Origin of the sequence: Steroidobacter agaridevorans (genome assembly GCF_009932555.1) — a bacterium.
GTDB classification, from domain to species: Bacteria; Pseudomonadota; Gammaproteobacteria; order Steroidobacterales; family Steroidobacteraceae; genus Steroidobacter; species Steroidobacter agaridevorans.
This window is the reverse complement of sequence record NZ_BLJO01000008.1, coordinates 400,641-427,535: the sequence shown is the minus strand read 5'-3', so window position 1 is coordinate 427,535 and position 26,895 is coordinate 400,641. Positions and strand designations below refer to the sequence as shown.

23 protein-coding genes and 1 tRNA gene are annotated in these 26,895 nt (G+C 62.6%); 8 read left to right on the top strand and 16 right to left on the bottom strand.

From position 1 onward, the window contains the following. Nucleotides 1–73: 73 nt before the first annotated feature. Nucleotides 74–2,104, bottom strand: a complete 2,031-nt coding sequence (gene roxA, locus GYH35_RS27645; RefSeq protein ID WP_202624771.1) for a rubber dioxygenase RoxA — start codon at nucleotides 2,102–2,104, stop codon at nucleotides 74–76. Between the two features lie 116 nt (nucleotides 2,105–2,220). Beyond that, nucleotides 2,221–3,198 carry a DNA-methyltransferase gene (locus tag GYH35_RS27640; protein ID WP_161813446.1) on the bottom strand — a complete coding sequence of 326 codons (978 nt, stop codon included), beginning with the start codon at nucleotides 3,196–3,198 and terminating at the stop codon, nucleotides 2,221–2,223. Nucleotides 3,199–3,333: 135 nt separating this feature from the next. Here GYH35_RS27640 and GYH35_RS27635 point away from each other — a divergent pair, with 135 nt between their 5' ends. Beyond that, nucleotides 3,334–4,092 carry an alpha/beta fold hydrolase gene (locus GYH35_RS27635; RefSeq protein WP_161830088.1) on the top strand — a complete coding sequence of 253 codons (759 nt, stop codon included), beginning with the start codon at nucleotides 3,334–3,336 and terminating at the stop codon, nucleotides 4,090–4,092. A gap of 89 nt (nucleotides 4,093–4,181) precedes the next feature. After that, complete coding sequence (locus GYH35_RS27630) at nucleotides 4,182–5,105, top strand: alpha/beta fold hydrolase (protein ID WP_202624769.1); 924 nt, start codon at nucleotides 4,182–4,184, stop codon at nucleotides 5,103–5,105. 5 nt (nucleotides 5,106–5,110) lie between these two features. Here the strand turns inward: GYH35_RS27630 and GYH35_RS27625 are convergent, their stop codons facing one another. The 7 genes from GYH35_RS27625 to GYH35_RS27595 all read right to left on the bottom strand — a co-directional run bounded on the left by GYH35_RS27625 (nucleotide 5,111) and on the right by GYH35_RS27595 (nucleotide 12,519). Further along, on the bottom strand, nucleotides 5,111–5,524 hold the full coding sequence (locus GYH35_RS27625; protein ID WP_280178309.1) for a type IV pilin protein: 414 nt from the start codon (nucleotides 5,522–5,524) through the stop codon (nucleotides 5,111–5,113). A gap of 17 nt (nucleotides 5,525–5,541) precedes the next feature. Beyond that, the gene (locus GYH35_RS27620; RefSeq protein WP_161830086.1) at nucleotides 5,542–9,255 is read right to left on the bottom strand and encodes a pilus assembly protein; all 3,714 of its coding nucleotides are present in this window, start codon (nucleotides 9,253–9,255) and stop codon (nucleotides 5,542–5,544) included. Nucleotides 9,256–9,277: 22 nt separating this feature from the next. Next, nucleotides 9,278–9,838: a pilus assembly PilX family protein gene (locus tag GYH35_RS27615; RefSeq protein ID WP_161830085.1), complete on the bottom strand. Its 561-nt coding sequence runs from the start codon at nucleotides 9,836–9,838 to the stop codon at nucleotides 9,278–9,280. Continuing rightward, nucleotides 9,835–10,833, bottom strand: coding sequence for a prepilin-type N-terminal cleavage/methylation domain-containing protein (locus GYH35_RS27610; RefSeq protein WP_161830084.1), 999 nt, complete (start codon nucleotides 10,831–10,833; stop codon nucleotides 9,835–9,837). The genes GYH35_RS27615 and GYH35_RS27610 overlap by 4 nt, the downstream gene beginning before the upstream one ends. Further along, nucleotides 10,830–11,303, bottom strand: a complete 474-nt coding sequence (pilV, locus tag GYH35_RS27605; protein ID WP_161813440.1) for a type IV pilus modification protein PilV — start codon at nucleotides 11,301–11,303, stop codon at nucleotides 10,830–10,832. The genes GYH35_RS27610 and pilV overlap by 4 nt, the downstream gene beginning before the upstream one ends. Then, on the bottom strand, nucleotides 11,300–11,845 hold the full coding sequence (locus GYH35_RS35190; RefSeq protein ID WP_161813439.1) for a GspH/FimT family pseudopilin: 546 nt from the start codon (nucleotides 11,843–11,845) through the stop codon (nucleotides 11,300–11,302). Before GYH35_RS35190 ends, pilV begins: the two co-directional genes overlap by 4 nt. Before the next feature lie 269 nt (nucleotides 11,846–12,114). Next, complete coding sequence (locus GYH35_RS27595; RefSeq protein ID WP_161813438.1) at nucleotides 12,115–12,519, bottom strand: GFA family protein; 405 nt, start codon at nucleotides 12,517–12,519, stop codon at nucleotides 12,115–12,117. 89 nt (nucleotides 12,520–12,608) lie between these two features. Between GYH35_RS27595 and GYH35_RS27590 the strand changes: the two genes are divergently transcribed. The 6 genes from GYH35_RS27590 to GYH35_RS27565 all read left to right on the top strand — a co-directional run bounded on the left by GYH35_RS27590 (nucleotide 12,609) and on the right by GYH35_RS27565 (nucleotide 18,201). Beyond that, a complete protein-coding gene (locus tag GYH35_RS27590) occupies nucleotides 12,609–13,301 on the top strand; it encodes a helix-turn-helix transcriptional regulator (RefSeq protein WP_161830083.1) in 693 nt (230 codons plus the stop codon). 159 nt (nucleotides 13,302–13,460) lie between these two features. Then, complete coding sequence (locus GYH35_RS27585) at nucleotides 13,461–14,816, top strand: sensor domain-containing diguanylate cyclase (RefSeq protein WP_161830082.1); 1,356 nt, start codon at nucleotides 13,461–13,463, stop codon at nucleotides 14,814–14,816. Nucleotides 14,817–15,248: 432 nt separating this feature from the next. Then, on the top strand, nucleotides 15,249–15,821 hold the full coding sequence (locus GYH35_RS27580; RefSeq protein ID WP_161830081.1) for an HNH endonuclease: 573 nt from the start codon (nucleotides 15,249–15,251) through the stop codon (nucleotides 15,819–15,821). 186 nt (nucleotides 15,822–16,007) lie between these two features. Next, nucleotides 16,008–16,079: transfer RNA gene (locus GYH35_RS27575), tRNA-Ile, on the top strand. A 361-nt stretch (nucleotides 16,080–16,440) separates the two neighbouring features. Beyond that, nucleotides 16,441–17,586 carry a slipin family protein gene (locus tag GYH35_RS27570; protein WP_161830080.1) on the top strand — a complete coding sequence of 382 codons (1,146 nt, stop codon included), beginning with the start codon at nucleotides 16,441–16,443 and terminating at the stop codon, nucleotides 17,584–17,586. Between the two features lie 147 nt (nucleotides 17,587–17,733). After that, on the top strand, nucleotides 17,734–18,201 hold the full coding sequence (locus GYH35_RS27565) for a nitrate reductase associated protein (protein WP_161830079.1): 468 nt from the start codon (nucleotides 17,734–17,736) through the stop codon (nucleotides 18,199–18,201). 4 nt (nucleotides 18,202–18,205) lie between these two features. Here GYH35_RS27565 and GYH35_RS27560 read toward each other — a convergent pair whose 3' ends face one another. From GYH35_RS27560 to GYH35_RS27530, 7 genes are all read right to left on the bottom strand, one after another. Further along, nucleotides 18,206–18,415 carry a formate dehydrogenase subunit delta gene (locus GYH35_RS27560; RefSeq protein WP_202624767.1) on the bottom strand — a complete coding sequence of 70 codons (210 nt, stop codon included), beginning with the start codon at nucleotides 18,413–18,415 and terminating at the stop codon, nucleotides 18,206–18,208. Between the two features lie 5 nt (nucleotides 18,416–18,420). Further along, entirely contained in the window at nucleotides 18,421–19,251 is an 831-nt protein-coding gene (gene fdhD, locus GYH35_RS27555; RefSeq protein ID WP_161813431.1) for a formate dehydrogenase accessory sulfurtransferase FdhD, read from the bottom strand. After that, nucleotides 19,244–22,126: a formate dehydrogenase subunit alpha gene (gene fdhF / locus GYH35_RS27550; protein ID WP_161830078.1), complete on the bottom strand. Its 2,883-nt coding sequence runs from the start codon at nucleotides 22,124–22,126 to the stop codon at nucleotides 19,244–19,246. Before fdhF ends, fdhD begins: the two co-directional genes overlap by 8 nt. Before the next feature lie 14 nt (nucleotides 22,127–22,140). Continuing rightward, nucleotides 22,141–23,682, bottom strand: coding sequence for a formate dehydrogenase beta subunit (locus tag GYH35_RS27545; protein WP_161830077.1), 1,542 nt, complete (start codon nucleotides 23,680–23,682; stop codon nucleotides 22,141–22,143). Further along, nucleotides 23,679–24,170 carry a formate dehydrogenase subunit gamma gene (locus GYH35_RS27540; RefSeq protein WP_161813428.1) on the bottom strand — a complete coding sequence of 164 codons (492 nt, stop codon included), beginning with the start codon at nucleotides 24,168–24,170 and terminating at the stop codon, nucleotides 23,679–23,681. The genes GYH35_RS27545 and GYH35_RS27540 overlap by 4 nt, the downstream gene beginning before the upstream one ends. Before the next feature lie 245 nt (nucleotides 24,171–24,415). Then, nucleotides 24,416–25,264: a class I SAM-dependent methyltransferase gene (locus tag GYH35_RS27535; RefSeq protein ID WP_161813427.1), complete on the bottom strand. Its 849-nt coding sequence runs from the start codon at nucleotides 25,262–25,264 to the stop codon at nucleotides 24,416–24,418. Nucleotides 25,265–25,333: 69 nt separating this feature from the next. Continuing rightward, nucleotides 25,334–26,788: a Gfo/Idh/MocA family protein gene (locus GYH35_RS27530; RefSeq protein WP_161813426.1), complete on the bottom strand. Its 1,455-nt coding sequence runs from the start codon at nucleotides 26,786–26,788 to the stop codon at nucleotides 25,334–25,336. Between the last annotated feature and the right edge of the window lie 107 nt (nucleotides 26,789–26,895).

The window sequence follows — 26,895 nt, the reverse complement described above, 5'->3', positions numbered from 1 at the left end:
GGGTCTTCATCTTCAAAAGAAAACACCGCGTAAGCGCCCCCGAAGGGATCACTTACGCAGCGTAGAATCAACCCTACAGCGTCTTCATATACTCAATCAAAGCCCAACGCTCCGAATCAGTCAGCGACTGCGTAAAGTCGTGCCCGCCATTGCCGTTGCCGTACAGATAGCTGTTGTAGACCATGCGCGACTTGATCTGCTGATCCGTGACCGGCGGTGGAACCTGATACGCCAGGTTCAGATACTGAGCCGCGACGTTGTCCCACATCGAATACAGGATATCGATGGTCGCCATGCCGGCCGTGCAAGGCAGGAACGGCGAGGTGAAGATGTTGTTGCTGCAATTCACCGCCGTGTACTTCCAACCCAGCTTCTGCCAATCGTACGACGCGAAGCTGTAGTCGTATCCCGCGTTCTTGCCGAACACGCCAGGCGCGGTGTACGGCCGCTTCCACACCTTCGGACGATCCGCCGGTTTCAGCACGCCCCACAGATTGGGCACGCTGCCGTTATGGAAGTACGGAGCCGTGGCCCAGGCGCCATACAGCGGCGGCGCGATGTAGCCGATCGGCTCTTCCCAGATATTGGGTCCGAGCGGCGAATAGATCGGCCCACCGTTGTTATAAATCGCGCGCGGCACGCGACGCAGCTCGCTCTCGATGATGCTATCCGATGGGTAGCCAGTGAAGTCCGGGCTGAGACTGTTGTAAGCCCACCAGCTGCTGTTCCAGGCGCGGCGGCTGCGCTCGTCCGCCATCAGCTTCATGCGCTGCGGATCGGTGCGGATCGTTTCGATCGGGGTCACCACGCCGGCCACGCCCTTCAAACGGGGATCGGGCAGATAGTTGGGGTCTGCTGCATGCCGCGGCGAATAGACGCCATGACAGCTCGCGCAGGATCCGTTGCCGGGTGGCTTGGGAATGGCCCCATTCACGGTACCCGACCACAGATCGCGCTCGTGATAGATCACCGCGCCCTGCTCCGCCAGTGCCGTGTTGATTGTTTTTGGATAGGTCGCCGGCGACAGCGAGATCAGGAAGTTGTTGATGTCCTCGAACTCATCCTCGAGGTTGCGGCGCATGGTGGCGTCGCGGAACAGATTCGCGACACCGAACGCCATCTCCGAGTGCACGTTGTCCGAGGACAGCGAGCCATCCCAGAACTGGCGCGTCTTGAACGCTCGCGCCCACCAGGCCGGCGCCTTGGTCATGCCTCCGTGCGGACTGTCGGCGACATACTCGAGCGGGCTCGGCGCGAACGTCAGGGTTTCCATGTCGAACAGTGCGGGCAGCAGCGAGATCAGACCGATTGCATCCGAGCTGCCGCGGCCGTTACTCCAGGGAATCGGTAACAAATTACCCAGCGACGTGATCGGCGTGGTCCGGAACAGATCCGAGGCCAGCAATCCGGCATCGTTGGCGCTATTGGGCAGACCCCACTTGAACGACGCTTCGCTTACGGTGCCGAGGCGAGAGTCGTGACATGCCGAGCAGGACGCGCCGATCAGGCCCGTCCACTTGCCGCTGTCGTCCTTGCCTTGAATCAAGCCCAACGGCAGTTGTCCGCTGCCGCCATTGGTCTGGTTGGGATCCTCGCCCGGCAGCGGGTAGGGATTGCGGAACGGCGCAGGATACAAGCCATAGCGCTTCGCCACCTGCTCTTCGAAATCCGACGGACGGATCAGATAACCCCATTGCTGGTAGATGAAGTGATAGCTGGTCGCCAGCGCCATCGGCAGGAAGAACTGGCGCTCTTCGAGATTGATCCGGCCGCGAGTGGCGCTCGCACGAAACTCTCCGCACGTCTTCGGCCGCGGCGGCAGACGATTCACGAAGGGTGGCGGTGGATTGTGTAGATCGACGAAAGGCGCGTTGAAGTGAATCGCCGCGTTCGGATTGGTATTCACGCCCGATGTCACCAGCGAGCGTGGATCCACCGTCAGCGGCGTATTGTCCGGCTTGCCATTGCACCCCGCCATCAGCGGCGAGCGAATCGATGCCTGATCGAGCAACGGCAAGCTCTGCCCGTTGGCTCCCTGACCCATCAACAATATGGGCGCAGCCGCAAGCACGGCCCACGCCCTCCCTAGTCTTAGGCGTCTCATGATTCCCCCTGTACGGCCCAGCGAATGAGTTCTGTACAGGGTGAATCTAACGACGCGGTCCGGGAGCGGCTTCGTCGGAAGGGACGATTTCGAGGACGATTTTTCGGCGCGCGTCCTCAGCCGAGCGCCAGCGCCTTCAATTGCGGGAATGCTTTGCAACCCATCGCGAAGTAGGTCACGTCGCGTTCCGTGCCAATGGACAGGTAGCCCAGACGATCGGCGGCGGCGAGTGTCGAGGTGCTGCCGGCGAACGGGTCATAAACGATGCCGATGCCCAGAGGCAATGCCGCACGCACGAGCTGACGCAGGAAACGTTGCGGCTTGAGCGACGGATGAGGTGCGATCTCACGCTCGGCGCCGCGCGTCGGCGAACAAGTGATGACGTCCTTGAACGGCTCTTCGCCCGAGATCCGGCGCAGACCGCCGGTGCCCCACTTGCGCAAATTGTCCGCCGCGGTCCCTTCGAACGGTTTTCTGAACACGCCCCACGGCTCCCAGCACGAGCGGGCCATCATCGAGACGTCGGAGAATTCTTTTTCCGCGCCCTTGGGACGATCGCCACCGCGTAAAGTCTGCACGAGCCGGATCACTTCACCGCGCTTTTCGAAACCCGCGCGTTGAAAGGCATGAAACGTCATCGTGGAAAGCAAAGGATTGGACGCGAGGAACACATGCCCGCCGGGGACGAGCGCCCGGTTCAATCCGTAAGCGAGCGCCCCGAAGAAGTTATAGAGCGCGCTGATTTCTTCCTGCGAGAGCACCGTGAACCGCGGCAACGGGTTGCGTTTGGCGCCATCGAAGGACGGAGGAATGCGCCACACGCCGCCGCGACCTGCCCGCAGCTTGCGATGATTCTTTTCCTCGAACTCGACCATGCCGTAGGGCGGATCGGTCACCACCGCGTGGATGGAATGCTCCGGCAGCTCGGCGAGCCATTGGAGGGCGTCCGCCAGGACACCGGTCGCCCGCTCGGAAAGGTGCTGGCGGCGCTGCTCGCCATGCTCGCGCACTCGTTGCCAGAGCTCGTCTTGACGATCGACCAACGCTGCGCGCCAGGACTTGGCGCGGCCGGCATCGGAGGCGATTGTTTTCATGGACGGCGATTGTATCCGAACGTATCTGCACCCGCCGCGGAAACGAAGCAACACACAGCCGCAAGCGCAACCACACATCCCGGATACACGCCGCCGCTGCAATGAGCGCCCGCCGATATTCACAGAGGAGCTCACATGATTCGTCGTCCGTTACTTCGTTTCCTGGCCGCGGCCGCATTCATCGCCCACGTGCCGTTCGCTTCGGCGGGCGCCGCCGACACCACCGTCGTGCTGGTGCACGGCGCGTTTGCCGACGGCTCGAGCTGGAACAAGATCATCCCCAAGCTGCAGGCTCGCGGCCTCAAAGTGATTTCGGTGCAGAATCCGCTGACCTCGCTCGCGGACGACGTCGCTGCCGCGCGCCGCGCCATCGACAACGCATCGGGCAACGTGGTGCTGGTCGGTCATTCCTGGGGTGGCACCGTGATCACCGAGGCGGGCAACCACGACAAGGTGAAAGCGCTGGTGTATGTCGCCGCGTTCGCGCCGTCCAGGGGCGAGTCGACCGCCGATCAAGGCAAGAATTACGAAACGCCGCCGGGCATCGCCAAGCTCGTGGCCGACCCGGCCGGATTCCTGTCGCTGCCGGCCGAAGCCGTCGCCACCGACTTCGCGCAGGACGTGACGCGAGAAGAAGCCAACCTGATCGCGATCACTCAAGGCCCGATTCGGGGCGCGAGCTTCGATGAGAAGGTCTCGGCGGCCGCCTGGGAAACCAAGCCGAGCTGGTACATCGTGGCCAGCAAGGATCACATGATCCAGCCGGCATACGAGTCCAAGACCGCGCAGAAGATTCATGCGAAGGTGACGACGGTGCCGAGCAGCCACGTGCCGATGGTTTCCCATCCCAAGGAAGTCGCGGATGTGATCATCGCCGCCGCGACCAGCCGCTGACCGCCGACATGAGCAACCAGTACTCACACACCCGCCGCGGCTTTCTCGCAACGACCGCAGCCGCGGCCCTCACATCGAAGATCGCATTTATGACAACCGCGCACGCCGCCAATCCGCCCCTGGTTGCCAACCAGATCAAGGCGGGTGTGCTGAGCATTGGTTACTACGAGACCGGGCCGAGCAACGGCCCGGTCGTCCTGTTACTGCACGGCTTCCCCTACTCCATCGACAGCTACGTCGATGTCGCCCCGATGCTCGCGGCGCGCGGTGCTCGAGTGATCGTTCCGTACCTGCGCGGGCATGGCTCGACGCGCTTTCTCGACAGCGCAACACCTCGCGCAGGCCAGCAAGCGGCCATCGGTGTCGATGTGGTGGACTTCATGGATGCATTGAAGATCGAGCGCGCCGTGCTCGCCGGTTATGACTGGGGTGGACGCGCCGCCTGCGTCGTCGCCGCACTCTGGCCAGAGCGTTGCAGTGGGCTCGTGTCCGTGAACAGTTATCTCATTCAAGACATCGCCAACGCCGGCAAGCCGCTGTCACCGGCTGTCGAATCCGGGCTGTGGTATCAGTATTACTTCCAAACCGAGCGCGGCCGCGCCGGACTGATCGCGAATCGACGCGAGATCGCGAAAACCCTGTGGACCCGCAACTCGCCGAACTGGCATTTCGATGCAGCCACCTTGGCCCGACATGCCGCGGCTTTCGACAATTCGGACTACGTCGATGTCGTGATTCATTCGTACCGGCATCGTCTCGGTCTGGCGCCGGGCTACGCGCAGTACGAAGCGGTCGAGAAGCGATTGGCGGCGCTGCCGGCCATCGCTGTGCCGACGATCACGCTCGATGGCGCAGCGGACGGCGTGGTGCCAGCTACCGACGGCACGGCGTCGGCAAAGAAATTTACCGGGCCGCGATCACATCGTATCGTCGCAGGCGCAGGTCACAACCTGCCGGAAGAGGCGCCGAACGAGTTCGCTGCCGCTGTCTGGGAGCTGGCCGGCCAACGTTGATCGCCTCACCAGCATGCGTCGTTCTTCGGCTCGCGATCGCCGGTCTGATCCAGGCTCAGCTCGCCGCAATGGTTGGGATCGGTGGCGTCTTGTGAGTCGGTGGGAACGGCGGTGACGGTGTACGAGCGCCCATCGATCTCAGGCTCGGGAAACGTATAGAAGCGATCCAGATCGCTCTCGGTTTTGCAGCCGAGATCGGGCTCGGCGCCCTCGTAGCTGAGATTCGTCGTGTAGTAGCGCTCCATGAAGTGCGCATGTTGCGACAGGCAAGCGGCAGCGGCCTTGCGGTGGGTCTTCGCAATGTGAGATCGATACGACGGATACGCGATCGCGGCGAGGATGGCGACGATCGCCATGACGACCATCAGCTCGATCAACGTCATGCCGGCCGCACGCCGGCGCATCGGTTCATAGCTCATATTCATCGCCTGCAAGCTCAATTCACGATCTCGCGCCAGCTCATCCGGCCGGCGGCCGTGGCGGGCACCTGAAAGCCGAGCTGATCCTGGACGCCGCCGGTGGTTTGGAAGTGGATATCGCTGCCGACCACGGTCGTCTGGCCCGCGATGGCGTCGCCGACGGCGACACCGGAGACTACGACGCCATCCTGCGAAGTGCCCGAGCCAGACTCCATCGACATGTGGTCCAGGCTCGTGTACTTGCCGTCGCGGCTCACGTCGAAGAACGTATCGGGCATACGCGCGCCGGTGAACGGATCGATCGCCATGATGAAGCCGGTGCCGGTCGGCTTGCAGATGTCGGCCGCTTCGGGAATGCGCGTGGTTGCGAGCAACGCCGTGCCGACGAACTGATTTGGCACGATGACTCGCTCGCCCCTTGGCGCGCGCCCCGGCGAGATCAGATCCATGTACCAGCCGCGCCGGCCCTTCAGATCGCCGGCCGATCCTTCTTCGACGGCTCTTAGGGTCAAGGTGTCCCGCTGCGACTCGGCGATGATGTCTCTTTGCACCAGGTCGCCGCGCGTCGCGGTGCTGACGCTGCTGTCTTTGATGCCGTACCACGACTGCACCTGCCGATCGTTCAGGTCGGCGGCGTTCAAGTAACGGCCGGTGCCGAAGAATACCCAGACGGTGCCGGTCGATGGATCCCGTCCAGCGATCGGCGCGGCGGTGATCGGCTGAGCATTGCCGCTCGGATCGCGCGCCTGGAACATCTTGGTCGCGCTCGGCGTGCCGTTGAGGCTGCTGAACTTCCAGAGATTGCCCTTCAGATCGCCCGCGTACGCGACGTCGGAAATGCGATCGCCATCCGAATCGCGAGCCATCACCGCGCTCAGTGCATTGCTGCCGCTTGCGCCGGTGTCGGCTGTCGTCACCGCGCCAGTGATCACATTGATCATGATGAGCTGCGCCGAGCCCGCCGAGGTCGCGTGGCCGTTGCCCATCAGCACGCGCCAATCGCCGTCGGCGACTTGAGCAATGACGGGGCGGCCGATATTTTTGCCCAACGCCGGAATGTCGGCGCCGTTCTTTTCCCAAAGGAACGTCACGTCGGCCGGATCGGTGACATCCAGCGCGAACACCCCGGGTCCGCCGCGTCCCATCGTGCCGACCAGAATGGTCTTCCAGCGCTTGTCGCGGGTGTCGTAGACATCGGTCACGACCATTTCGCCGTCGACAAAATAACGATGTTCGTAGGTGGGCTCGCTGTATGTGCGCAATCCGTTGAGGATGGCGCCGTTGGGCACGAACGCGTACGTCTCCTCGCCTCGCTCCGCCTCATCGTCGCTCGCGTCGAACCCGTGCAACATGCCGTCGTTCGCGCCCACATAGACGACGGGCGTGCGCTTGGACATGCTGTTCGCAAATTTCACATAGGACGACGCGCCCGTGAACGAAGCGCGCTCATACAATGACGCATTCGGTGCGGCCACGTAGACCGGGCTGGAATTGACGATGTCACCAAGCACGCCGGTGCGCGTTCGCAAGGTGCCGTTGGTCTGCGACTCCTCCTTGCTGCGATCGCCTGCCAGGTAGTTCACCACGTCCTCCGAGCCCAGCGCGGTCTTCTGCGTGGATCCCAGGTTGTCCCAGGTGAATTCGGCGTACTGCGCGCCGGCGTTCTTGCCTTGGGGGTTGTAGAAATAGATCCGCCGGGTCGACCAATCGCGCGCCGTGAGGTTCACACCGGCACGCCACTGCGGGCTGCTCGACACCAGACCCTTCTCATCCAGCGAGTACGCACGCAGGTCACCGCGCCACGTTCCGTTGTAGAACACCGCTTGGAAGATCTTCGTATCGGTTCGCAGCTGGCTCGAGGTGGAGGACAGCGCGGTTCCCGCGCCTTGCGTTTCGGCGGCGATCTTCGCGAATGCGCGCGTCAAGCTTTCGACCATCTTGTCCGCTTCGCTCGCGACATAAAAATTCTCGGGCCGCAGATCTCCGGTCGAGAGCGTTTCGCCGCTGCTCCACAACGATGCGTCGAGCGCCTTGGTCTGCTTGTACGGTTCGTAGTCGTCCGGCACGTTGAAGCCGCCATACTTGGCCGCGAGCCAGTACTGATTGCGTGCGCGTGGCTCGAGCACCTGGGCCTCACGCACGTCCACCCAATAAGTCGAGACCGTCTGCTTGCCCTCGAGATCCGAGCGCAAATCCTTGGTGTGCGAGTCGTAAGCGAGGCCGGCGATGAACGCGGAGTTTTCGCGACCGGTGAAGGGCGTCGCGATCGTGATGCCTTCGAGCTGCGCGACCTTCTGCGTCGCCGTCACGACGTTCACCGTCTTGTCGGATGAAACTGCGCCCGGCCGGGCCGGCTCGTCGGTTGTCGAACCGCTGCCCGGCAGATCCTTGTCGCGATGAGTGTTCACATCGCCGATGCCGAGCAGCGCGTTGTTCTGACAGCTGTACTGCATCGGATCGTCCCAGTCGGTGATCACGGGGAAGCCGTCCGCATAGTTGTAGCGCTGCGAGGAGGTGCCGCTCAGCCCACTGTACTCGGGCACGTTGCCCTGGCGTTTCAGATAACGAATGGCCGCGTAGTAGAGCTCGCTCACCGGGTCGTAGCTCTTGTGATTCTGCGTGGTCATCTGGCCGAATCGGTTGATGTAATTGATCACCCCGCTGAACTTGATGGTCTGACCGACGACGCCGGCCGTCGCTGACGCATCCGCTGCATCCGGGTTCGGCACCAGGATGCCGGTGGCAGGATCCCATTCGCGGTTGCCGTTCGCGACCAGCAGATTGCTGGAGGGGTCGAGCTTGTATTCGCCGACGAATTTCTGGCGGGCGCGCAGCACGCCGCCATCTCGCAGAATGTTGCTGTCGTTGAGATAGCCGAACACGCTATAGCGGATGCGGCTGGAATATTTCTGGATCAGGCCTTCCGGCTTCCAGCCTGAAGAGTACTGCACGCAGTTGCTCTCGACGCCGATGCTCGAGTCGCACACCTTCACGCGGACGCTGACCTCATAGACTTTCGAGCCGTCGAGCGATGTGTGCGTCGAGGGATCGTAGGCAATGACGGGATCCGAGTTGAGATTGCCCGAGCGCGTGAAGCGCATGCGATTACCGAGGGTCCAGATGCGATAGGTGAAATCGCTCCAGCTGGCCGGCGTCGCGCCGCTCACCAGGCTGGAACTGCTGCCGCTCGCCGGGATGCGGCGATTCGGGAACAGACTGTTGGCGCCGTTGCCGTCGTAGCGCGCCTTTTCCAACCAGGTGACGTTGGCCTCGTCCTTCACTCGATGACCGCCGGTCAGCGCCTTGCGAAACGGATCGATGGTCTGGGTCGTCGCCCAGTTCAGATAGTTGCCGCTCCACTGCTGCAAGCTGCTGCTACAGGTGCGTGTCTCGCTCTTGCCGACCGGATAGAAATATCGATCCGTCTCAGTCGCGCTGTACGAATACTTGTAACACTTGGCCGGATCGAAATAGCCGGTGTACGCACGCGCCACGTCGTAGTTGCCGAGATTCGCCATGCTGTCGAGCGTCGGATACTCGACCGACGGCACCAGCAGCAGATTGCCGGGGACATTGCCCGCGACAGTGAGCGGGGACTGCGCCACGGTATTGCTCGCCGTTTGACCGCTCGCCGCGCCGGCGAGAACAGTCAGCAACGCACCCGCTAAAGCGTAACGAAGCTTCGCAAGAACATAGCGCCACGCCCGCGGCGTTTCTTTGCTCATCGACATGACGTCCTCGACTTGCGCCACATCAATACGCACGCTTGACGGTGGATTGCAGCACGACGATGGATCGGTCGGCGGCGTCTGCGGGAGCGCTGCTGCGCGCGGTGATTCGATAGTAGGCGACACCTTTATAGGTAGTCGCGCCGTACGCGGCCGAGTCGGCATTCGCTTCCAGATCGAAGCTGCTCTGGGCGGGACCTGTGCCCATGAACTGGACGAAATATTCCGGCGTGCCTGGCGTCTTGGCGCTGTTCACATCGTGATCCTGATCGACCGCGACCCAGTTCGCGCTGGTGCCGGTGAACGTGTTATCGGGAATCACCGGGCAAGTCACACCGGTCACGGCCCGACAATCGACACCGCGCAGAGCGTCGATGCGACCATTGGCCACGATCGCGACTTCGGCCGCGCGCAACGCCGATTCGGCGCGCTGAAAGGCGAGCGAGCGGTCGTACATATTGGCGCTCATGTGTTCCTGCAGACTGGTGCCGCGCACGGCCGCCAGACCGATGAGCGTCGCCACCACGAGCAGCACCAGCGAGACGATCAGCGCCACGCCTCGTTGATCACGGCGCGCAGTCCTCATGGCACGCGATTCCTCAAAGTGATGATATTGGTGAAGCTGCGCTCGAGCCGCCCGGAGTTCTCGCTGGCATTGGTCGACAGGCGCGCATCGACGCTGTTTAGAGTGAGCGTGATCATCACGGCGTTGACGTTGGACCAGACCGTGTCGGGCGCGGCCGGGCCGAATTCCGTCTCGCCCGCCTCGCGATAAGAGATCTGCATGTCGGCGACGCCGGCAACGATTTCTTCGGCTGCGCCGCTCAGCGAACGTCGAAACAACGATCGGCCGCCTTCGGCGGGACGCTGGTTGTCGCCGATGTACCAGTCCACGGCCTTCAGGCGCGACAGCTGCGAATTGGGTCCGTAGGTGTAGTCGTTGCCAACGGCGCCCGGTGTGTCGCAGTCGACCGGATAACCCAGACCCTTGGAGCAATTGTAAGGATCCGTCGATTCTTTCGGGTTGTGAACGACCGTGCTGTTGGCGCTGTTGTAATTGGTGATCTTGAAAATCGCCGCGTGGTCGAAGTCACAAACCATCACGATGTCGTTCTTGGCGATCGCGGTGCTCGGCACATTGATTTTGAAATTTGCCGAAGTCGCCACGTGCTGGACGACGGTCAGGCCAGTGCCTTCAATGCCCTGCAACTGGATGGAATCCGTGCCCTCGATGCGATTGGCGGGCGGCGCGCCGGCGCCGAACTCGACGGCACTGTCGTCCTCCGTGCCCTCGAAGCCCCGAATTCCGAACCAGTCCTGCCACCACAGCGCGCCCGAGTCCGATCGCAGCACGTTTGCAACCCGGCCATTGCTATCGCACCCGGTCACGCCCGCTTGCCGCACGTCGCGCGCGAGCAATTCAAACGCGGTGCGTGCGCTCTCCTGAATCTGCGACAACCCTTCGTTCGCGCGGTAACTCTGCCGATTGGCGAGAATGACGCCGGTTGCGCCGCCGATGATCACCAGCCCGAGCACCATCGAGATCATCAGCTCGACGAGCGTGAAGCCGCGCTCGCTCACAACTGCACCTCGGTCGTCACTTCCTGTTGCTGAGCCGTCTCGCGGTCCGTCGGGCCGCCGACCGAACGCTCATCGGCCCAGCGGACCGTGATCGTGCACACGCCGGAGTTCGTGCCGGTGCTGGTGCACGCGACGACGCCGCTCGCGCCCGGACCCAAGGTGTTGAGCAGATTCGCGCGCCACGTTTCCAGGGAACGTTCGGCGAAGGTCTCGCCCGTGAGGCCCGCCGCGTTTTCGGTGTCGAAGTCGAAGTCTCCGGCGAGCGCCGCGGCTCGATCGGCGCGCATCGCATCGACGATGGAATGTGTTTCCACCACGGCCAGGCTGCGCTCCATCGCGCCTTGATTGTTTCGCAGGCTGTACATTTGCAGCCCGGCGAGGCCGAGCATGCCGATCGAGAGCACCAGCAGCGAGACCAGAACTTCGATCAAGCCGACGCCTGCCTGCGCGCGAGGTCCGTTGTTCCTCATGCTGCGCAGTCCTCGTCGATCGACTCCGTCGACAGCCGGCTGCCCCGTCCCAAAGTTACGTGCCTGCCGCTGCCATTACGCGGGGCGCATACGGTGATGCGCTCATCGGCAACGAGGGCGTCGCCGCTATAAGCCAGGCCTTCCGGGCGGAACGTGACCTGATCTTCCGTCAACGTGGATCGCATGCTGATGCCGCCGGAGAACGTGTTCACCACGCCTCGGCGAATCACGTTGCCGCCATCGCCGGTCGTGACGATCCAATGAGTCCAGCGACCCGTAGCGAGCTCGCAATCCACCGCCTGTTCCGATTCGACACGACAGAACGACACACGGACATTGCGCTTGATCGCCTCGGAGCGGGCCAGGTTGAGCGCGGCGACGACTTCGTTTGCTTGCGTCGTCAGCCGGCTGTTGACGGTCATCTGAGTGAAGGCCGGCACCGCCAGGGCGAGCGTGATGCTGGCCACAGCCACCGTCACCAGCAGCTCGATCATGGTGAAGCCCGACCCGAGTCGGTGGGCGCGATTGATTGGAACGGTCACGAACATCGCGTGCAGCGGCATTGATCCCACAACAATACGGCAAGAATAGGGACTTGCTATCTGCAATTCGCGAATTGGGTCGCAAGTGCCCGCATGCAAATGGCAGCAGGCAGGACCGTATTACGCGTAGGGGAAGCGCACCTCGCTGCACGGGCGATGCGCTTAGCGCTGCTTGAGGGAACGACTGCGCCGTCGCTGCGATCAAAGCGCAGCGACGGCGAAATGTTTGTAATTAAGTAACGCGCAGTTTCTGCACTGTCGGAGTCGACCTACAAATAACTCGTGACCTTCGGCTCGTGAAACCAGTCGTAGTCGCGGCCATTGAGATATTTGATCGGCAGCGCGGCCAGCTCTTCATCCGACACGCCGTCGAGGCACGCAATGTTGATGGAAACGAACGCGCCGCCGATCTCCGGCACGTTGCCGCGGCTGAACGAACGCAAGCCGCAACTTTTGCAGAACAGCTGGTGACCTTGCTTGGAGGCGAATTGGTAATCGCCGAGCTGCGCCTCGTCGGTCAGAAGGCGGAAGGCCTCGGGCTTGATCACCGTGCCCCAGTACCGCGTCTTCCTGCAGATCGAGCAATTGCACCGGCTCGTGCCCTGGCTCAAATCGATGTCCGCCTCGTAGCGAACGGCGCCGCAATGGCAGCTGCCCTGGTAGGTTTTCAACATGGGTCGGCTCTCCGTGAGGTGAAACGCTATGCTTGCCGGCAGTGTAGTCGGCACTGCTGTCAGATCCTGTCAGCAGCCCTGTCCCATCAATGAATAAAACTGAACGCCTGTTCGCCCTCATCGATGTCTTCCGCCGGCACCGCCGGGCGGTCACCGCCGCGGTGCTCGCCGAGGAAATGGGCGTGTCGCTGCGAACCATCTATCGGGACGTGCAGACCCTGATCGGCCTGGGTGCGCCCATCGATGGCGAGGCCGGCACGGGCTATCTGCTGCGCCCGGGGTTCTTTCTGCCGCCGCTGATGTTCGATCCGAGCGAGCTCGAAGCGCTGCGGCTTGGCGCTTACTGGGTAGAGCGACAGGCTGACGCCGGGCTGGCGCGCGCGGCCAGCAATGCCATCGCCAAGATCGCGATGGCGACCCCCGACGACCTGCGCGAGCAGATCGACTCGATCGGCCTGTATGCCTTTCCACAGCCGAATGAGCCGACGCGCCTGCCCGTCCTGCCCATCATTCGCGAAGCCCTGCGCAAGGAAGAAAAGGTGACGATCGTCTACCAGGGACCGGACGGCGCGCGCACCGAGCGGACGGTGTGGCCGCTGGTCATCGCCTTCTATCATCAGCCGTCGTTGGGCGCGTGGTGCGAGCTGCGCCAGGACTATCGGACCTTTCGCGTCGATCGCATCGAAAGCGCGGCGGCCACCGGCCTGCCGCTGCCGGAGCGCAGGACCACGCTGTTCAAGGCCTATCTGGAGCACATCTTCGCCGCCTCAGGGGAACCCTGAACCGCGCAGCCGGCGGCACCTTCATTGCGCTTTTGCGAGCCACTTCACTCAAGAGTCCGGCCGCCGCTTCGATTAAATACGCATCACGCTCTGCTTCTGAAGCAGCCGAAACACTCGGCAGACAGAATCAACGGCGAACCGAAGTTCGAGTGATGTGTTGTGACGACCGCCACAGATACTGACCCCTGGCGCACCAAGTACTACGACAGCCTGGGCCGGCTGGAAGAGCAGCAACTGCAGTTTCGCGCCATGGAAACGGCGCTGAAACGGCTGGTCGGCCGCCTTTGCACGGCCGCGCTCGGCCTGGCGCCGCCGCTGGATGAACAGCTTCGCAAGCTGCAGGCCGTCATCCGTCGCGAGACCACGGCGGAGGAGCTGGAAAAGCTCACCCCGGCGCTCACCGAAGCGATCGGCGCACTCGATCATCCGCTGCCCCCACCCCTGACGAACTCATCGGAGAGTGGGCTCGCCAACGACGAGCGCGTGCGCTCCATTCTCGGCGCCCTGCTCCTCGAGCTGCGGCGTGATGCCGAGTTGGTCGAGCAGGCGGATGCGTTGGATCAGAAGCTCTCGGCCGCGCTGACCAGCGAGCAGTTGCCCGACGTGCTCGCCACCCTGACCGACATGGTCGGCAAGCGCATCCAGCACATCGAGCGCGCCAAGGAGGAAATCGAAGCGCTGCTCGGTCACATGGTCGGCAAGCTGGACGAGATCGGCCAGTTCGTCGCCGAACAGCACCAGAACCAGGCGCAGTCGCAAGCCAGCAGCGAGACCTTGAACACGCAGCTGGTCGGCGAGATCAAGGCCATGGGCGAGACCGTCGAGACCGCCAAGGATCTGTTGCAGATCCGTCATCAGGTCCGCAGCCGCATGGATGCAATCGACAAGCACCTGAAGGACTTCCGGCAGCGTGAAGCCACCTTTGCCGCAGCCATCAGCACTCGCAACGAGCAGATGCGCTCCCGCATCCTCGAGCTGGAAGCCGAAGCCAAGCGGCTGCAAAGTCAGTTACAGGATGAGCAACGCGCCTCGACGCTCGACGTGCTCACCGGGATTCCCAATCGTCAGGCGTACGACAAGCGCGTCGATGACGAGCTGCATCGTCTGCGTCGTTTCAAACAAGCGACTTGTCTTGCCGTGTGGGACGTGGATCATTTCAAGCGCATCAACGATACCTACGGGCATCGCGCCGGCGACCGCGTGTTGCGTGTCGTCGCCGACTGTTTCGCGAGTCGCATCCGTTCGACCGACTTCATCGCACGCTACGGCGGCGAGGAGTTCGTGATGATTCTGCCCGGCACGCATCTGGAAGATGCCTTGCGCTTCGGCGAGCAAATCCGCACGGCCATCGCCGAAATCGGCTTTCACTTCCGCGGCTCGCCGGTCTCCATCACGATTTCCAGCGGCGTGACCGCACTGTCGCCCGACGACACCGCCGGCACCGCGTTCGACCGCGCCGACAAAGCGCTGTATCGAGCCAAGCAAGAAGGCCGCAATCGCTGCGTGACCGTCTGAGGGCGCGAGCGAATGAAACATTACGTAAATCGTTGCGTCGGACCTGACTCACAATCACAAAACAGTTGTGCCCAAAAAATAGTTGTGAATGAAATATTCCATTGCTAGACTCGCCGCCGGTTTGAACTTTCGTCAACCCCCGAATTCCATGCACCTGAGACACGGCAACGCCCTCGAAAACACGCAACGCGAATCAGATCGCGGCGTGTTCGGCTGCCCATGGCATTCAGGTAGCAAGTAACGTCTTCAGGGCTCCTGCCCCGAAGGCGACAGCCGGACGGGACACCAGGAGCCAAGCCGCACGAGACTTCTCTCGGCGCCGGCCAACCTCCTCCAGTGCCTCGACCGCGAGGTTTTGTTTCAAGCACGCACGCGTGAGGCCGCCCCTCAGCTGCAACCTTTGTTTCGCTCACTGGACCAGGAGGAGCAACGATGAGTCCGCACATTCTCGCGCTTGACGTCGCCGGCGCTCCGCACCGGTGGGTGAGCGTTCGCCAGGCCGCGCACTACTACGCGACCGACATGATCGCGTGGGCCGCCGGTCAGCACGAGTTCGTGCTCCACGGCGGCATGCAGCGGGTCACGGGCCTGCAGTCCATGATTCGCGCCAGCTCGATCATCGCGATCAAGGGCCGGGACTTCATGGTCCGGCACTTCGATGTGGTGCCGACGCTGAACAAGGACATGCTGCTCGCTCGCGATCGATACATCTGCGCGTACTGCGCTCAGCGGTTTCGCGCCGATCAACTCGATCTCGAGCACATCGTGCCGAGGTCCAAGGGCGGCGCGGACACGTGGACGAACCTGGTCGCTGCCTGCAAGGCGTGCAACCACCGCAAGGCGGACCGCACGCCCGAGGCGGCGGGCATGAAGCTGCACTATGTGCCGTACGCGCCGAACCGATATGAGGCGTTCATTCTGAGCAATCGCAAGATTCTGGCCGACCAGATGGAGTTTCTGCTCATCGGCGTGCCGCGCAATTCGCGATTGCATTTGAGCGCATGAAACACGGGCAGTTGGAAATGTTTCCAGCTGCCCTCGAACGAAGAATTTTGATGAGCGCGCGAACACTCGCTCATCGATACCGTGGTCTGGTTGTCGTTTTGTGTCAGCGGCTGTGGGTCTCACCACACTGGCACGCTGCAACGCTGTTGCTGTGTGTACCGCGCAGGACGATTGCCTGAACCTCCATGCAATGTAGCTCAGTGGTAGAGCAAGCAGCTCATAACTGCTCGGTCGAGGGTTCAAATCCCTCTATTGCGCAAAACGACCTGAAACGTCGTTGGGAAAGCCGCAAGGCTGGGGTTCGACTCCCCCTGTCGATGCCAGTTGCATCTCCACCGCGAAGCGCAAGCTTCGCAACCGAGGCGCCCCTGCGGCCATGAGCCGCAGCGCGTATCGAGCCCTGAGCGTCGATGCTCGATGCGGCCCGGCCCGGTGCAGCGTGATCGTTGAATATGCGCTCGCGTAGGGAGGCGAGAGCGATGACGACGATGACCGCACCGGCGAAGACCGCATCGAACGCGATGACCGCGCGACAGGCGTGGGGTGGCCTCGGACTTTTTTTGGATTGCGCCCATGGGTGGGCGCATTTTTTCTGGGCGACAACAAAGGAGATAAAAACATGACTATCAAGCGAGTAATCATCGCCCAGCACGAGCGTGCATTGGTATGGAAGAACAAGACCTTTGCCGGCGTGCTGGAGCCGGGCAAGCACTGGCTGATTGCGCCGTTCAGCGACGTCGCGATCCAGCTCCAGGACCTCACGGTGCCGGAGTTCGATCACCCGCGCGTCGACTTCATGCTGAAGGAGGCGCAGCCGTTGATGGAACGTTACTTCGACATCGTCGAGCTCACCGACAACGAGGCGGGTCTTGTTTATAAGAACGGCAAGCTCGCCGGCGTGCTCGCGCCCGGCAAGCGGCAGTTGTATTGGAAGGGCCCGATCGAAGTGAAGATCGAAAAGATCGACATTTCGCAGGATGTCGACGTGCCGGCGCGCGTCGCCAAGCTGCTGGCTCGCGCCAGTCAGCCGCTGCTCACTCGGGCCAACGAGGCGATCAGCTCGATCGAAGTGCCGGATACGTCGGTGGCTTTGCTGGTCGTGGACGGCAAGTTCAGCCGGCTGCTCGAGCCGGGCCTGCACGCGTTCTGGAAGTTCCAGCGCACCGTGAAGGTCGAGCTGGTCGATCGGCGTGTGCAGACCATGGAAGTCTCGGGCCAGGACATCCTGACCCGCGACAAGGTCAGCCTGCGCGTCAACCTCACTGCTTTGTGGCAGGTGGAAGACGTGGTGCTGGCGCGCTCGGCGCTGCAGAACTTCGTGGAGTTCGTTTACAAGGAACTGCAGTTCGCGCTGCGTGAGGCGATCGGCAGCCGGACGCTCGATGAGTTGCTCGGCGCGAAGGGCGAACTGGATCGCGAGATCCAGGGCTCGGCGCGCATCAAGATCGAGCAGCACGGCATTCGGCTGGCGAGCGTCGGCATCAAGGACGTGATCCTGCCGGGTGAGATGAAGGAAATTCTCAACCGAGTGGTGGAAGCCGAGAAGGTTGCACAGGCCAATCTGATCAAGCGTCGAGAAGAGACCGCGGCAACGCGTTCGCTGCTCAACACCGCGCGACTCATGGAAGAGAACCCGACGCTGCTGCGCCTGAAGGAGCTGGAGACGCTGGAGAAGGTCACCGAAAAGGTCGACAAGCTCACCGTCTTCGGTGGCCTCGACGGCGTGTTGAAGGACATGGTGCGCATCCAGGTCCCCGCGACCTGATGCGCGACACGGGCTCGGCGCGGAGCAGGACTGCGCAGCGCAATGTGAGCCATGGAGGCACCCTCGCCCGGCGGACAACCGCCGGGCCTGGTTTTCTAGCGCTCGGCGCAATCGTCACCGGCGCCCGCGGGTGTAGAATGCACCCCCATGAGCACCTCCTCCGAAATCTTCCAGTTCGAAAAGGACTTTGCTGGCGCCTTGTACTGCATTCCGATGGCCGTGCGGCGCAAGCTCGATCTGTGCGGCGTCAAGGTATCGTTGAAGCAATGGAATCGTTTCGCGCTCGAGGAGCGTGAGCAGATGGTTGCGCAGAATTGCGAGACGGCGGGCGAGATCGATGACTACGGCCGCTATGTCATGAACGTGATCGAGCAGAGAACAGCCGAGCCGGCGCAGCTGCTCGAAAGGGACAATGGCGCGGAATGGAATGGCACGAGCAGCGTGCCTCAGCGCGTCGTGGATTATTCGATCGAGCGCGACGTGGCTCCGCCAACGCCGGCGCAATGGGCCAAGCTCAGTCCGTTACAGCGCTTCGCGATTTTCAAACTGACCCGCCCCGGCCACAGCAACGAGAACTTCGTGCCGGCGATGCGTGAGTTCGGCTTGATTCAGTAACGGCTCAAGCCTTGGCCGCCGTTTGCTCCGCGAGCCGCTGAACGGCGGTCCGGACCGGCCCTTCGAGATCCTTCCCGCCCGTGTCGTTGTAGTAGCCGACAATCCGCGAGCGCATGCGCGGATCCCAGAACTTCTGGATGTGCTGGCGAATGGCTTCAGCCGCGACGCCCTGATCCTGCTCGCTGGCGAAGAAGGCGCCGATGTCATTGGCCATGCGGACTAGATAGTCGATGTGCATATGAGTCGCGAAGGATGAGCGTAAACCACATGCTGATGCTCGCGCGCGAAACCGATCAATGTCAGGCCCGCAGTCTCGGCCATGCGAATGGCAAACGCCGTGGGCGCCGACACAGCGGCGAGCAAGGTGCCGCCGACGGTGACGGCCTTCTGCACCATTTCATAACTTGCGCGGCTCGTCACCACGAAGTATCCATACTTGAAGTCGCCCCCCGCGCGGATCACCGCCCCGATGACTTTGTCCAACGCGTTGTGCCGCCCGACATCTTCGCGCACCAGCTTGATGCCCGACTCCGGCAGCACCCAGGCAGCGGCGTGAACGCTGCCGGTGCGCAGGTTGATCTCCTGACGATCTCGCAGATCCCGCAAGGCGTCGTGCAGCGATCGCGCATCGACGTTCACTCCGCCCTGCACCGGTGTCGGCTGGCGAATCGCGTCTTCGACCGTCTGCGCGCCACACAGGCCGCAGCCGGTCCGGCCGGTCAAATTTCTTTGTCGTCGCAGCAGCTCCGATAGCTTCGATGCGGTGATGCCGATGCGAACTTCCAAAGTCCCGTCGTCTCGCGTCGCCGCCTCGACCGATACGATCTCTTTGGGCGAATCGACGATGCTCTCGCTCAGCGTAAATCCAACCGCGAGATCTTCCAGGTTCGCCGGCGTCGCCAGCATCACCACATGCGGGACGCCGTTGAACACCAGCGCGACCGGCAATTCTTCGGCGACCTGATCGGCGACGCGCTCGACATCGCCATCGCGCCAGCGATGCACCGTGACTTCACAGCTCGTCGCCGGCGTGGGACTGCGGTCAAGCATGCACGCCGGCACTCCGCCGAATGCGCGTATTGCGCTCGGTCAGCTCGCGATAGCGCTTCTGCCATTCCGACGGCTGATTGACCTTCACCACCTGCACTGCCGTCACCTTGTACTCGGGACAGTTCGTCGCCCAATCGGAGTTGTCGGTGGTCACGACGTTCGCTCCGGACTCCGGGAAATGGAACGTCGTATAGACGACGCCCGGCTGCACCCGATCCGTCACCTCCGCACGCAGCACCGTCTCGCCGGCCCGGCTGGCGATGCCAACCCAGTCGCCGTCGAGAATGCCGCGCACATCGGCGTCGTGCGGATGAATCTCCAACCGGTCCTCGTCGTGCCACACCACGTTGTGAGTACGACGCGTCTGCGCGCCCACATTGTATTGAGTGAGAATGCGCCCGGTCGTTAGCAGCAACGGGAAGCGACTCGTCGACTTTTCGCGGGTCGGCACGTAGTCCGTCACCCAGAACTTGCCCTTGCCACGCACGAACTGACCGATATGCATCGTCGGGGTGCCCGCGGGCGCTGCCTCGTTGCACGGCCATTGGATGCTGCCCAACTTATCGAGCTTCTCATAGGTCACGCCCGTGAACGTCGGCGTGAGCAGGGCGATCTCATCCATGATCTGCGAGGGATGCGTGTAGTTCATGGGATAGCCGAGCGCGTTCGAGAGGAGCACCGTGACTTCCCAATCCTCATAACCGCCGAGTGGCTGCATGACCTTGCGCACGCGTCCGATGCGCCGCTCAGCGTTGGTGAACGTGCCATTCTTCTCCAGGAACGACGAGCCGGGGAAGAACACGTGCGCGAACTTCGCCGTCTCGTTCAAGAACAGATCCTGCACGACGACGCATTCCATCGCGCTCAGCGCCGACGTGACATGCGTCGTGTTCGGATCGGATTGCGCGATGTCCTCGCCCTGTACGTAAACAGCGCGGAAGCTGCCATCGAGCGCCGCCTCGAACATGTTGGGAATGCGCAGACCCGGCTCGGACTGCAGCTGCACGCCCCACTCTGCTTCGAACGTCGCGCGGACCGCATCATCGGAGACATGACGATAACCGCTGAACTCATGCGGGAACGAGCCCATGTCGCACGAGCCCTGCACATTGTTCTGACCGCGCAGCGGATTCACACCGACGCCGACGCGACCGAGGTTCCCCGTCGCCATCGCCAGGTTCGCGATAGCCATGACCATCGTCGTTCCCTGACTGTGCTCGGTGACACCGAGACCGTAATAGATCGCGCCATTCGGCGCAGAGCCATACAACCGGGCGGCGCCTCGCACTGCCATCGCAGGCACGCCGGTAACGGCTTCCATCGCCTCGGGCGAGTTCTTCGGATCGCTGACGAACGCCTTCCACTTCTCCCAGGACTCGGTTTCGCAGCGATCGATGATGTAATCGTCGTGAGCCAGTCCCTCGGTCACGATCACGTGCGCAATCGAATTCATGAGGGCGACGTTCGTGCCCGGCTTCAGCTGCAGGTGATAGTCCGCCTCGATGTGTGGGCTGCGCACGAGCTTGATCTGACGCGGATCGATGATGATCAGCTTCGCCCCCTGCCGCAGCCGGCGCTTCATCTGCGAAGCAAACACCGGATGACCTTCGGTGGGATTGGCGCCGATCAGCATGATCACATCGGAGTACATCACGGAGTCGAACTCCTGCGTACCGGCCGACTCGCCCAACGTATTCTTCAGTCCGTAGCCCGTGGGTGAATGGCACACGCGGGCGCAAGTATCGACGTTGTTGTTGCCGAACGCCGCGCGCACCAGTTTCTGTACGAGGAATGTTTCCTCATTGGTGCAGCGGGAGGATGTGATGCCGCCCACGGAGTCGCCGCCGTACTGCGCCTGAATGCGCTTGAACTCGGAAGCCGCGTAGTTGATGGCTTCGTCCCAGCTCACTTCGCGCCACGGGTCGGTGATCTTGCTGCGGATCATCGGCTTGGTGATGCGATCCGCATGCGTGGCGTAACCGTAGGCGAACCGCCCCTTCACGCAGGCATGGCCGTGATTCGCATGACCGTCTCGATACGGCACCATGCGAATGACCTGCTCACCCTTCATTTCGGCCTTGAAAGTGCAGCCGACGCCGCAGTACGCGCACGTCGTGGCAACCGCACTCTCCGCCTTGCCGAGCCCAAGGACCGACTTTTCAGTGAGCGCCGTCGTCGGGCACGCCTCGACACACGCGCCGCAGGACACGCACTCCGACTCGAGAAACGACTCAGACTGACTCGCCGACACTTTGGAACCGAACCCGCGGCCTTCAATGGTCAGCGCGAACGTCCCCTGAACCTCATCGCACGCGCGCACGCAGCGAGAACAGACGATGCAGGCGTCCTGATTGAAGACGAAGTAAGGATTGCTCGCGTCCTTCACCGAGTGCTGATGATTGCAACTGGCAGGCACGCCATCGGCCGCAGGCAATGCATAGCGCGATTCGGTCACGCCCGCAGCCGCGGCCATTTCGTGCAGCTCACAGCGGTTGTTGCTGGCACGGCATTCGGCCTCGGACGGGTGATCCGACAGATACAGCTCGAGCACATTATTCCGCAGCTGGCCGAGCTTCTCGCTCTGCGTGCGGATCTTCATGCCATCCGCGACCGTCGTCGTGCACGATGCCGGATAGCCTTTGCGGCCTTCGATCTCGACCAGGCACAAGCGGCACGAGCCGAATGCTTTCAGTGAGCTCGTCGCGCACAGTTTGGGAATTTGATTTCCGAGCAGCGACGCAGCGCGCATGATGGACGTGCCATCGGGCACGGTCACTGTGAAGCCGTCGATCTCGACGGTCACCTGCTTGATCGCCCCGTCGGCGGGGCGCGGCACGGCCGGTGTGCCTGGGTCTATGTAATCGAGTGCGTGCATGGCTTGGACTCCGGCTACTGCACAGTCTTGCGAAAATCTTCGGGAAAATATTTGAGCGCGCTCTGCACGGGGAACGGCGTCATCCCGCCCAGGCCGCAAAGCGAGCCATGTAACAGGGTGTCGCACAGCTCTTCGACCAACTGCAAATTGCGTTCGCGATCGACGTTGGCGAGCACGCGATCCATCAGCTCCACGCCTCGCGTCGAGCCGATCCGGCACGGCGTGCATTTGCCGCACGATTCCTTCGCGCAGAACTCCATCGCATAACGCGCCATGCCGGCCATGTCGACGGTGTCATCGAACACCACGACGCCGCCATGGCCGAGCAACGCACCAATGGCACTCAGCGCTTCATAGTCGATCGCCGTATCGAATTGTGACGCGGGGATATACGCGCCCAGCGGCCCGCCCACTTGCACGGCGCGAATCTCGCGCCCCGAGGCGGCGCCGACGCCATAGTCATAGATCAGCTCGCGCAACGTGAGACCGAACGCCCGCTCGAACAGGCCACCGTGTTTGATGTTGCCCGCGAGCTGTAATGGAATCGTGCCGCGCGATTTGCCGGTGCCGAAATCTTTGTAGAAGTCCGCGCCTTTCGCGAGGATCACCGGCACCGATGCCAGCGAGATCACGTTGTTGACGATGGTCGGCCGGCCGAACAGCCCCTTGATCGCCGGCAACGGCGGCCGCACACGGACCTCGCCGCGCTTGCCTTCGAGACTTTCGAGCATCGAGGTCTCTTCGCCGCAAATGTAGGCGCCGGCGCCCAGCCGGACTTCCAACTCGAACTGTTTGCCGCTGCCGAGAATGTTGCTGCCGAGATATCCGGCGGCGCGAGCCGAGGCGATCGCTTCGTTCAACGCGCGATGCGCATGCGGGTACTCGGCACGTAAATATATATAGCCCTGCATGGCGCCGACCGCGATACCCGCGATGGTCATGCCCTCGATGAGCATGAGCGGATCGCCTTCCATCAGCATGCGATCGGCGAAGGTGCCCGAGTCGCCTTCATCGGCGTTACAAGTCACATACTTTTGCTGAGGCGGCTGGTCGAGCACCGTCTTCCATTTGATGCCGGTCGGAAAGGCGGCGCCACCGCGGCCACGCAGGCCGGATTGAGTCACAGCATCGACGATTTCTGCGGGCGACATCGCGAGCGCACGTTTCAATCCTGCATAACCACCGTGAGCAACGTAGTCGTCGACGGAAACCGGATCGATGATGCCGACCCGTGCGAATGTCAGCCGCTGCTGGCTCTTCAGCTCCTTGATCTCTTCGGTGAGCCCGAGGTGCAGCGGATGTGGCTTACCATCCAGAAAGCCGGCATCGAACAGGCTCGGGATGTCCTGCACCGTCACCGGACCGTACGCATGACGCCCTTCGGCGGTCGCGACTTCGATCAATGGCTCGAGCCAGAACAACCCACGCGAGCCGTTGCGAACCAGCTGGACTCGAAGGCCGCGCCGGCGAGCTTCGCGATCGATGGCCGTGGCCACACGCTCCGCACCCAGCGACAACGCGGTTGCATCTCGGGGAACATAGACTTTGATATTCATGACAGCGGTGCGATCAGCGCGTCGAATGAATCCGGTGTGACACGGCCGTGCAGCTCGCCGTCGATCATCACGGCCGGACTGCAGGCACAGTTCCCCAGGCAATACACGGGCTCGAGCGTGTAGCGGCCGTCCGGCGTCGTGCCATGCAGCTCGACGCCCAGCTTGCGCTGCGCATGTTCGGTCAGCTTCTCGCAATGCATGGAGCGGCACGCCTCCGCCTGACACAGCTGAATGACGTGCCGGCCGATCGGCGCCTGCCGGAAGTGATGATAGAAAGTAACGACGCCGTGCACGTCGGCGCGAGACAGATTCAATACTTCCGCGATGAGAGGAATAGCTGCGGGTGGTACGTACCCGAGGCGATTCTGAACCTCGTGCAACACCTGCAACAGCGGCCCGGGCCGGCCTTGGCACGCCGCCAGTGCGGCTTCGACCTGCTCGCGTGACAGGTCATCCAGCGGATCGCGGAGCGCCCGATCTGCACTCATATGATCACCCCCCACCAGCCTTCGGCGAGTGTGACACCGTTGTGCAGAATCGACCACCGCAGCCGCGTCATTCGACCGGGCGGTCTGGCTGGATCGTGCGAATGAGCGCGGTTTCTATCGATACCGGGCCATTCGCCCCTCAGCTGTCGAGCCGATCCCGGACCGTACGCAACCTGCCGGGATTCTGCTGACTGCCGGTGCTTTTCACGTGGGCCGGACAGCCGCCGTGCTTCTCGACCCAGGGATCAGCGGCCGCCTTTGCTCGCCAGCACGCCATCGCCGTGGAGTCTGGTTTTCAGGCCGCTGCGCTTCAGGCGTGCCGCCACTTCGGTGGGAACGTCGCGCCCGGTCGTGAGTTTGTTCGGCGCGCCGGTGTAATGAAACATTCGCCCGCCGCGTTTCAACACTCGCGCGAGTTGATCGTAGAACGCTTGCGAGTACAGCTCGCCGGCGATGCCGAAGCGCGGCGGGTCATGCAGGATGGCATCGAACGAAGCATCCGGCAGCTCGGCGATCTTTTCCGATACATCGCCTTGAGTCAGCGAGAGCGCGCCGCCCGCTTGCGGCGACCAGGGATTCAAGCCGCGCAGCCAGATGACGTCCGGATTCTTTTCGAACGACACAATCCGCGCCGCGCCACCCTCCAAACACCAGGCCGCGAAATAGCCCAGCCCACCGCAGGTATCCAGCACCACCTTGCCCCGCGGCTCGATCAACGCCACTTTCGCCTGTGCATCCTGATAAGGCGACAGCTTCTCACTCACCAACATCTTGATGCCGTCGATCTCGAACGTCGGCGTGCCCCATTCGGTCGGCACCAGTTTGATGAGCGAGGAGCTGTAGCGAGACACCGGCGCGAACTCGCCGTCTCTCCAGTAATAGACCGTGCGCTCCTTGCACTTCTCCAGGTACGGATAGCGCTGGCCCTGCCAGCTCCACCCGGATTCATCGAGCGTCACTGTGGAGGTCGTTCGATCCAGGTCCAGCGAGCATGTGAGCTCAGCGACACCGGCGCGCCGTGCCTTCTGCAGCTGGTCGTGAACCTTCGATGTCAGCAGCGGCCCCGGCGTTCTTCGTTCAATCGATTCGGTCATGCACGCGCATGATAGCGCGTCGGCAGAGAGCGATCGCGCCTGAGCGAGAACGCCCCCTGCCTTTTTCCGTTACGGCATTTTCACTTTCATCGGCATCGGCAACGATGTCGTGCGACTCGGCATCGGCGCGCGCTCTGGCGCCGTCAGCCCGGTCACCAACTGATCGATGCGCACCGACTGACCCGTCTTGAAGCACTGATTGGCCGCGGCGCCCACGAGCATCGAATAGGCACCGCCGCGCTCGTCCGATGCACGCTTGTATTTATCCGCCGGCGCATCGCCGAATATCTCGGTCAGCATCACGTCATCGCCGCCGCCATGACCGCCCGTTCCGGTCCAAGGCTCGATGTCACGCGGCGCGCCTCGCAATGGAATGATCCGCGTCGTCACGCCATCATCCTTGATCTTTCCCTGCGTCTCGTCGGCGCCCGCGACACCCGCCTGCTCGACGATCGAATGCTCGATGCGGCCCTTGGTGCCGTTGAACGCGATGTGATAGCCCTCCCACGAGTTGAACGCATTGAGCGAATAGCTGAGCGTCGTGCCCGTGTCGTAGCGAACCACGACGTTCATGGTGTCTTCGATGTCGATTTCCGGCCGCCACACGCACTGATCGCGGAAGTAGCCATCGTGCTGCTCGTTGTCCAGATACAGCGCCTTCAATCCCGCGTCGGCCGCGAGATCGAAATAGAAAGTACAGGCGCTCTTCTCGGGACAGGTCCGGCAGCGCTCATGCGGCCCCTTCAGCCCCATGCGCTTCGCCATCTCGGGCGTATAGAACTCGCGCTTGCCGACCGCGACGACCGACTGCGGCTGCGCCCCCAGCCACCAGTTCACCAGATCGAAATGATGCGTGGCCTTGTGAATCATCAGGCCGCCGGAAATCGCTTTATTGCTGTGCCAGCGGCGGAAATAGTCGGCGCCATGCACCGTGTTCAACAACCAGTGGAAGTCCACCGAGAGCACCTCGCCGATCTCGCCGCTCATCAGCAGGTCCTTGATCTGCGTGCGCGGCGGGGAATATCGGTAATTGAAGGTCACCCGCACGTGCCGGCCGTTGCGCTTGCAGGCATCGAGAATGGTCTGGGCCTTCTCGGGCGTCGTGGTCATCGGCTTCTCGGTGATCACATCGCACCCGGCATCCAACGCACGCACGATGTAATCGTTGTGAGTGGCGTCCGGCGTGGTGACGATCACCGTCTGCGGCTTGGTTTCGCGAATCATCCGATCGAAATCGGCCGCGCTGTAGGCCTTGGGTTTGCTCGCGCCGGTCGCGGCAATGGTCTTCACCGCGAGGGCTGCACGACCCGCATTGTTATCGCTCACTCCTACCACTTCGTTGGAGTCGCGAAATTTACCGGTGATCGCGTGCGTATACATGCGTGAGCGCGAGCCCACTCCGACCACGGCGAAGCGCTTTCTAGGCGCGGCCGCATAGGCCGTGCTCGCCATACCGAGCGCGACAGCACCGGCCGACTTCAGCACGGTGCGTCGATCGAGGCCGACAGGATCTTGGTCATTCATGCATGAAACCCCTGGAAAATAAGTATTTTGTCGCGGTCCACGCGCGCCGCGCCGGAACCACGGCGAGCACCATCGCAGAAAGATTTGTCTGCTTAATGCGCGCGCCT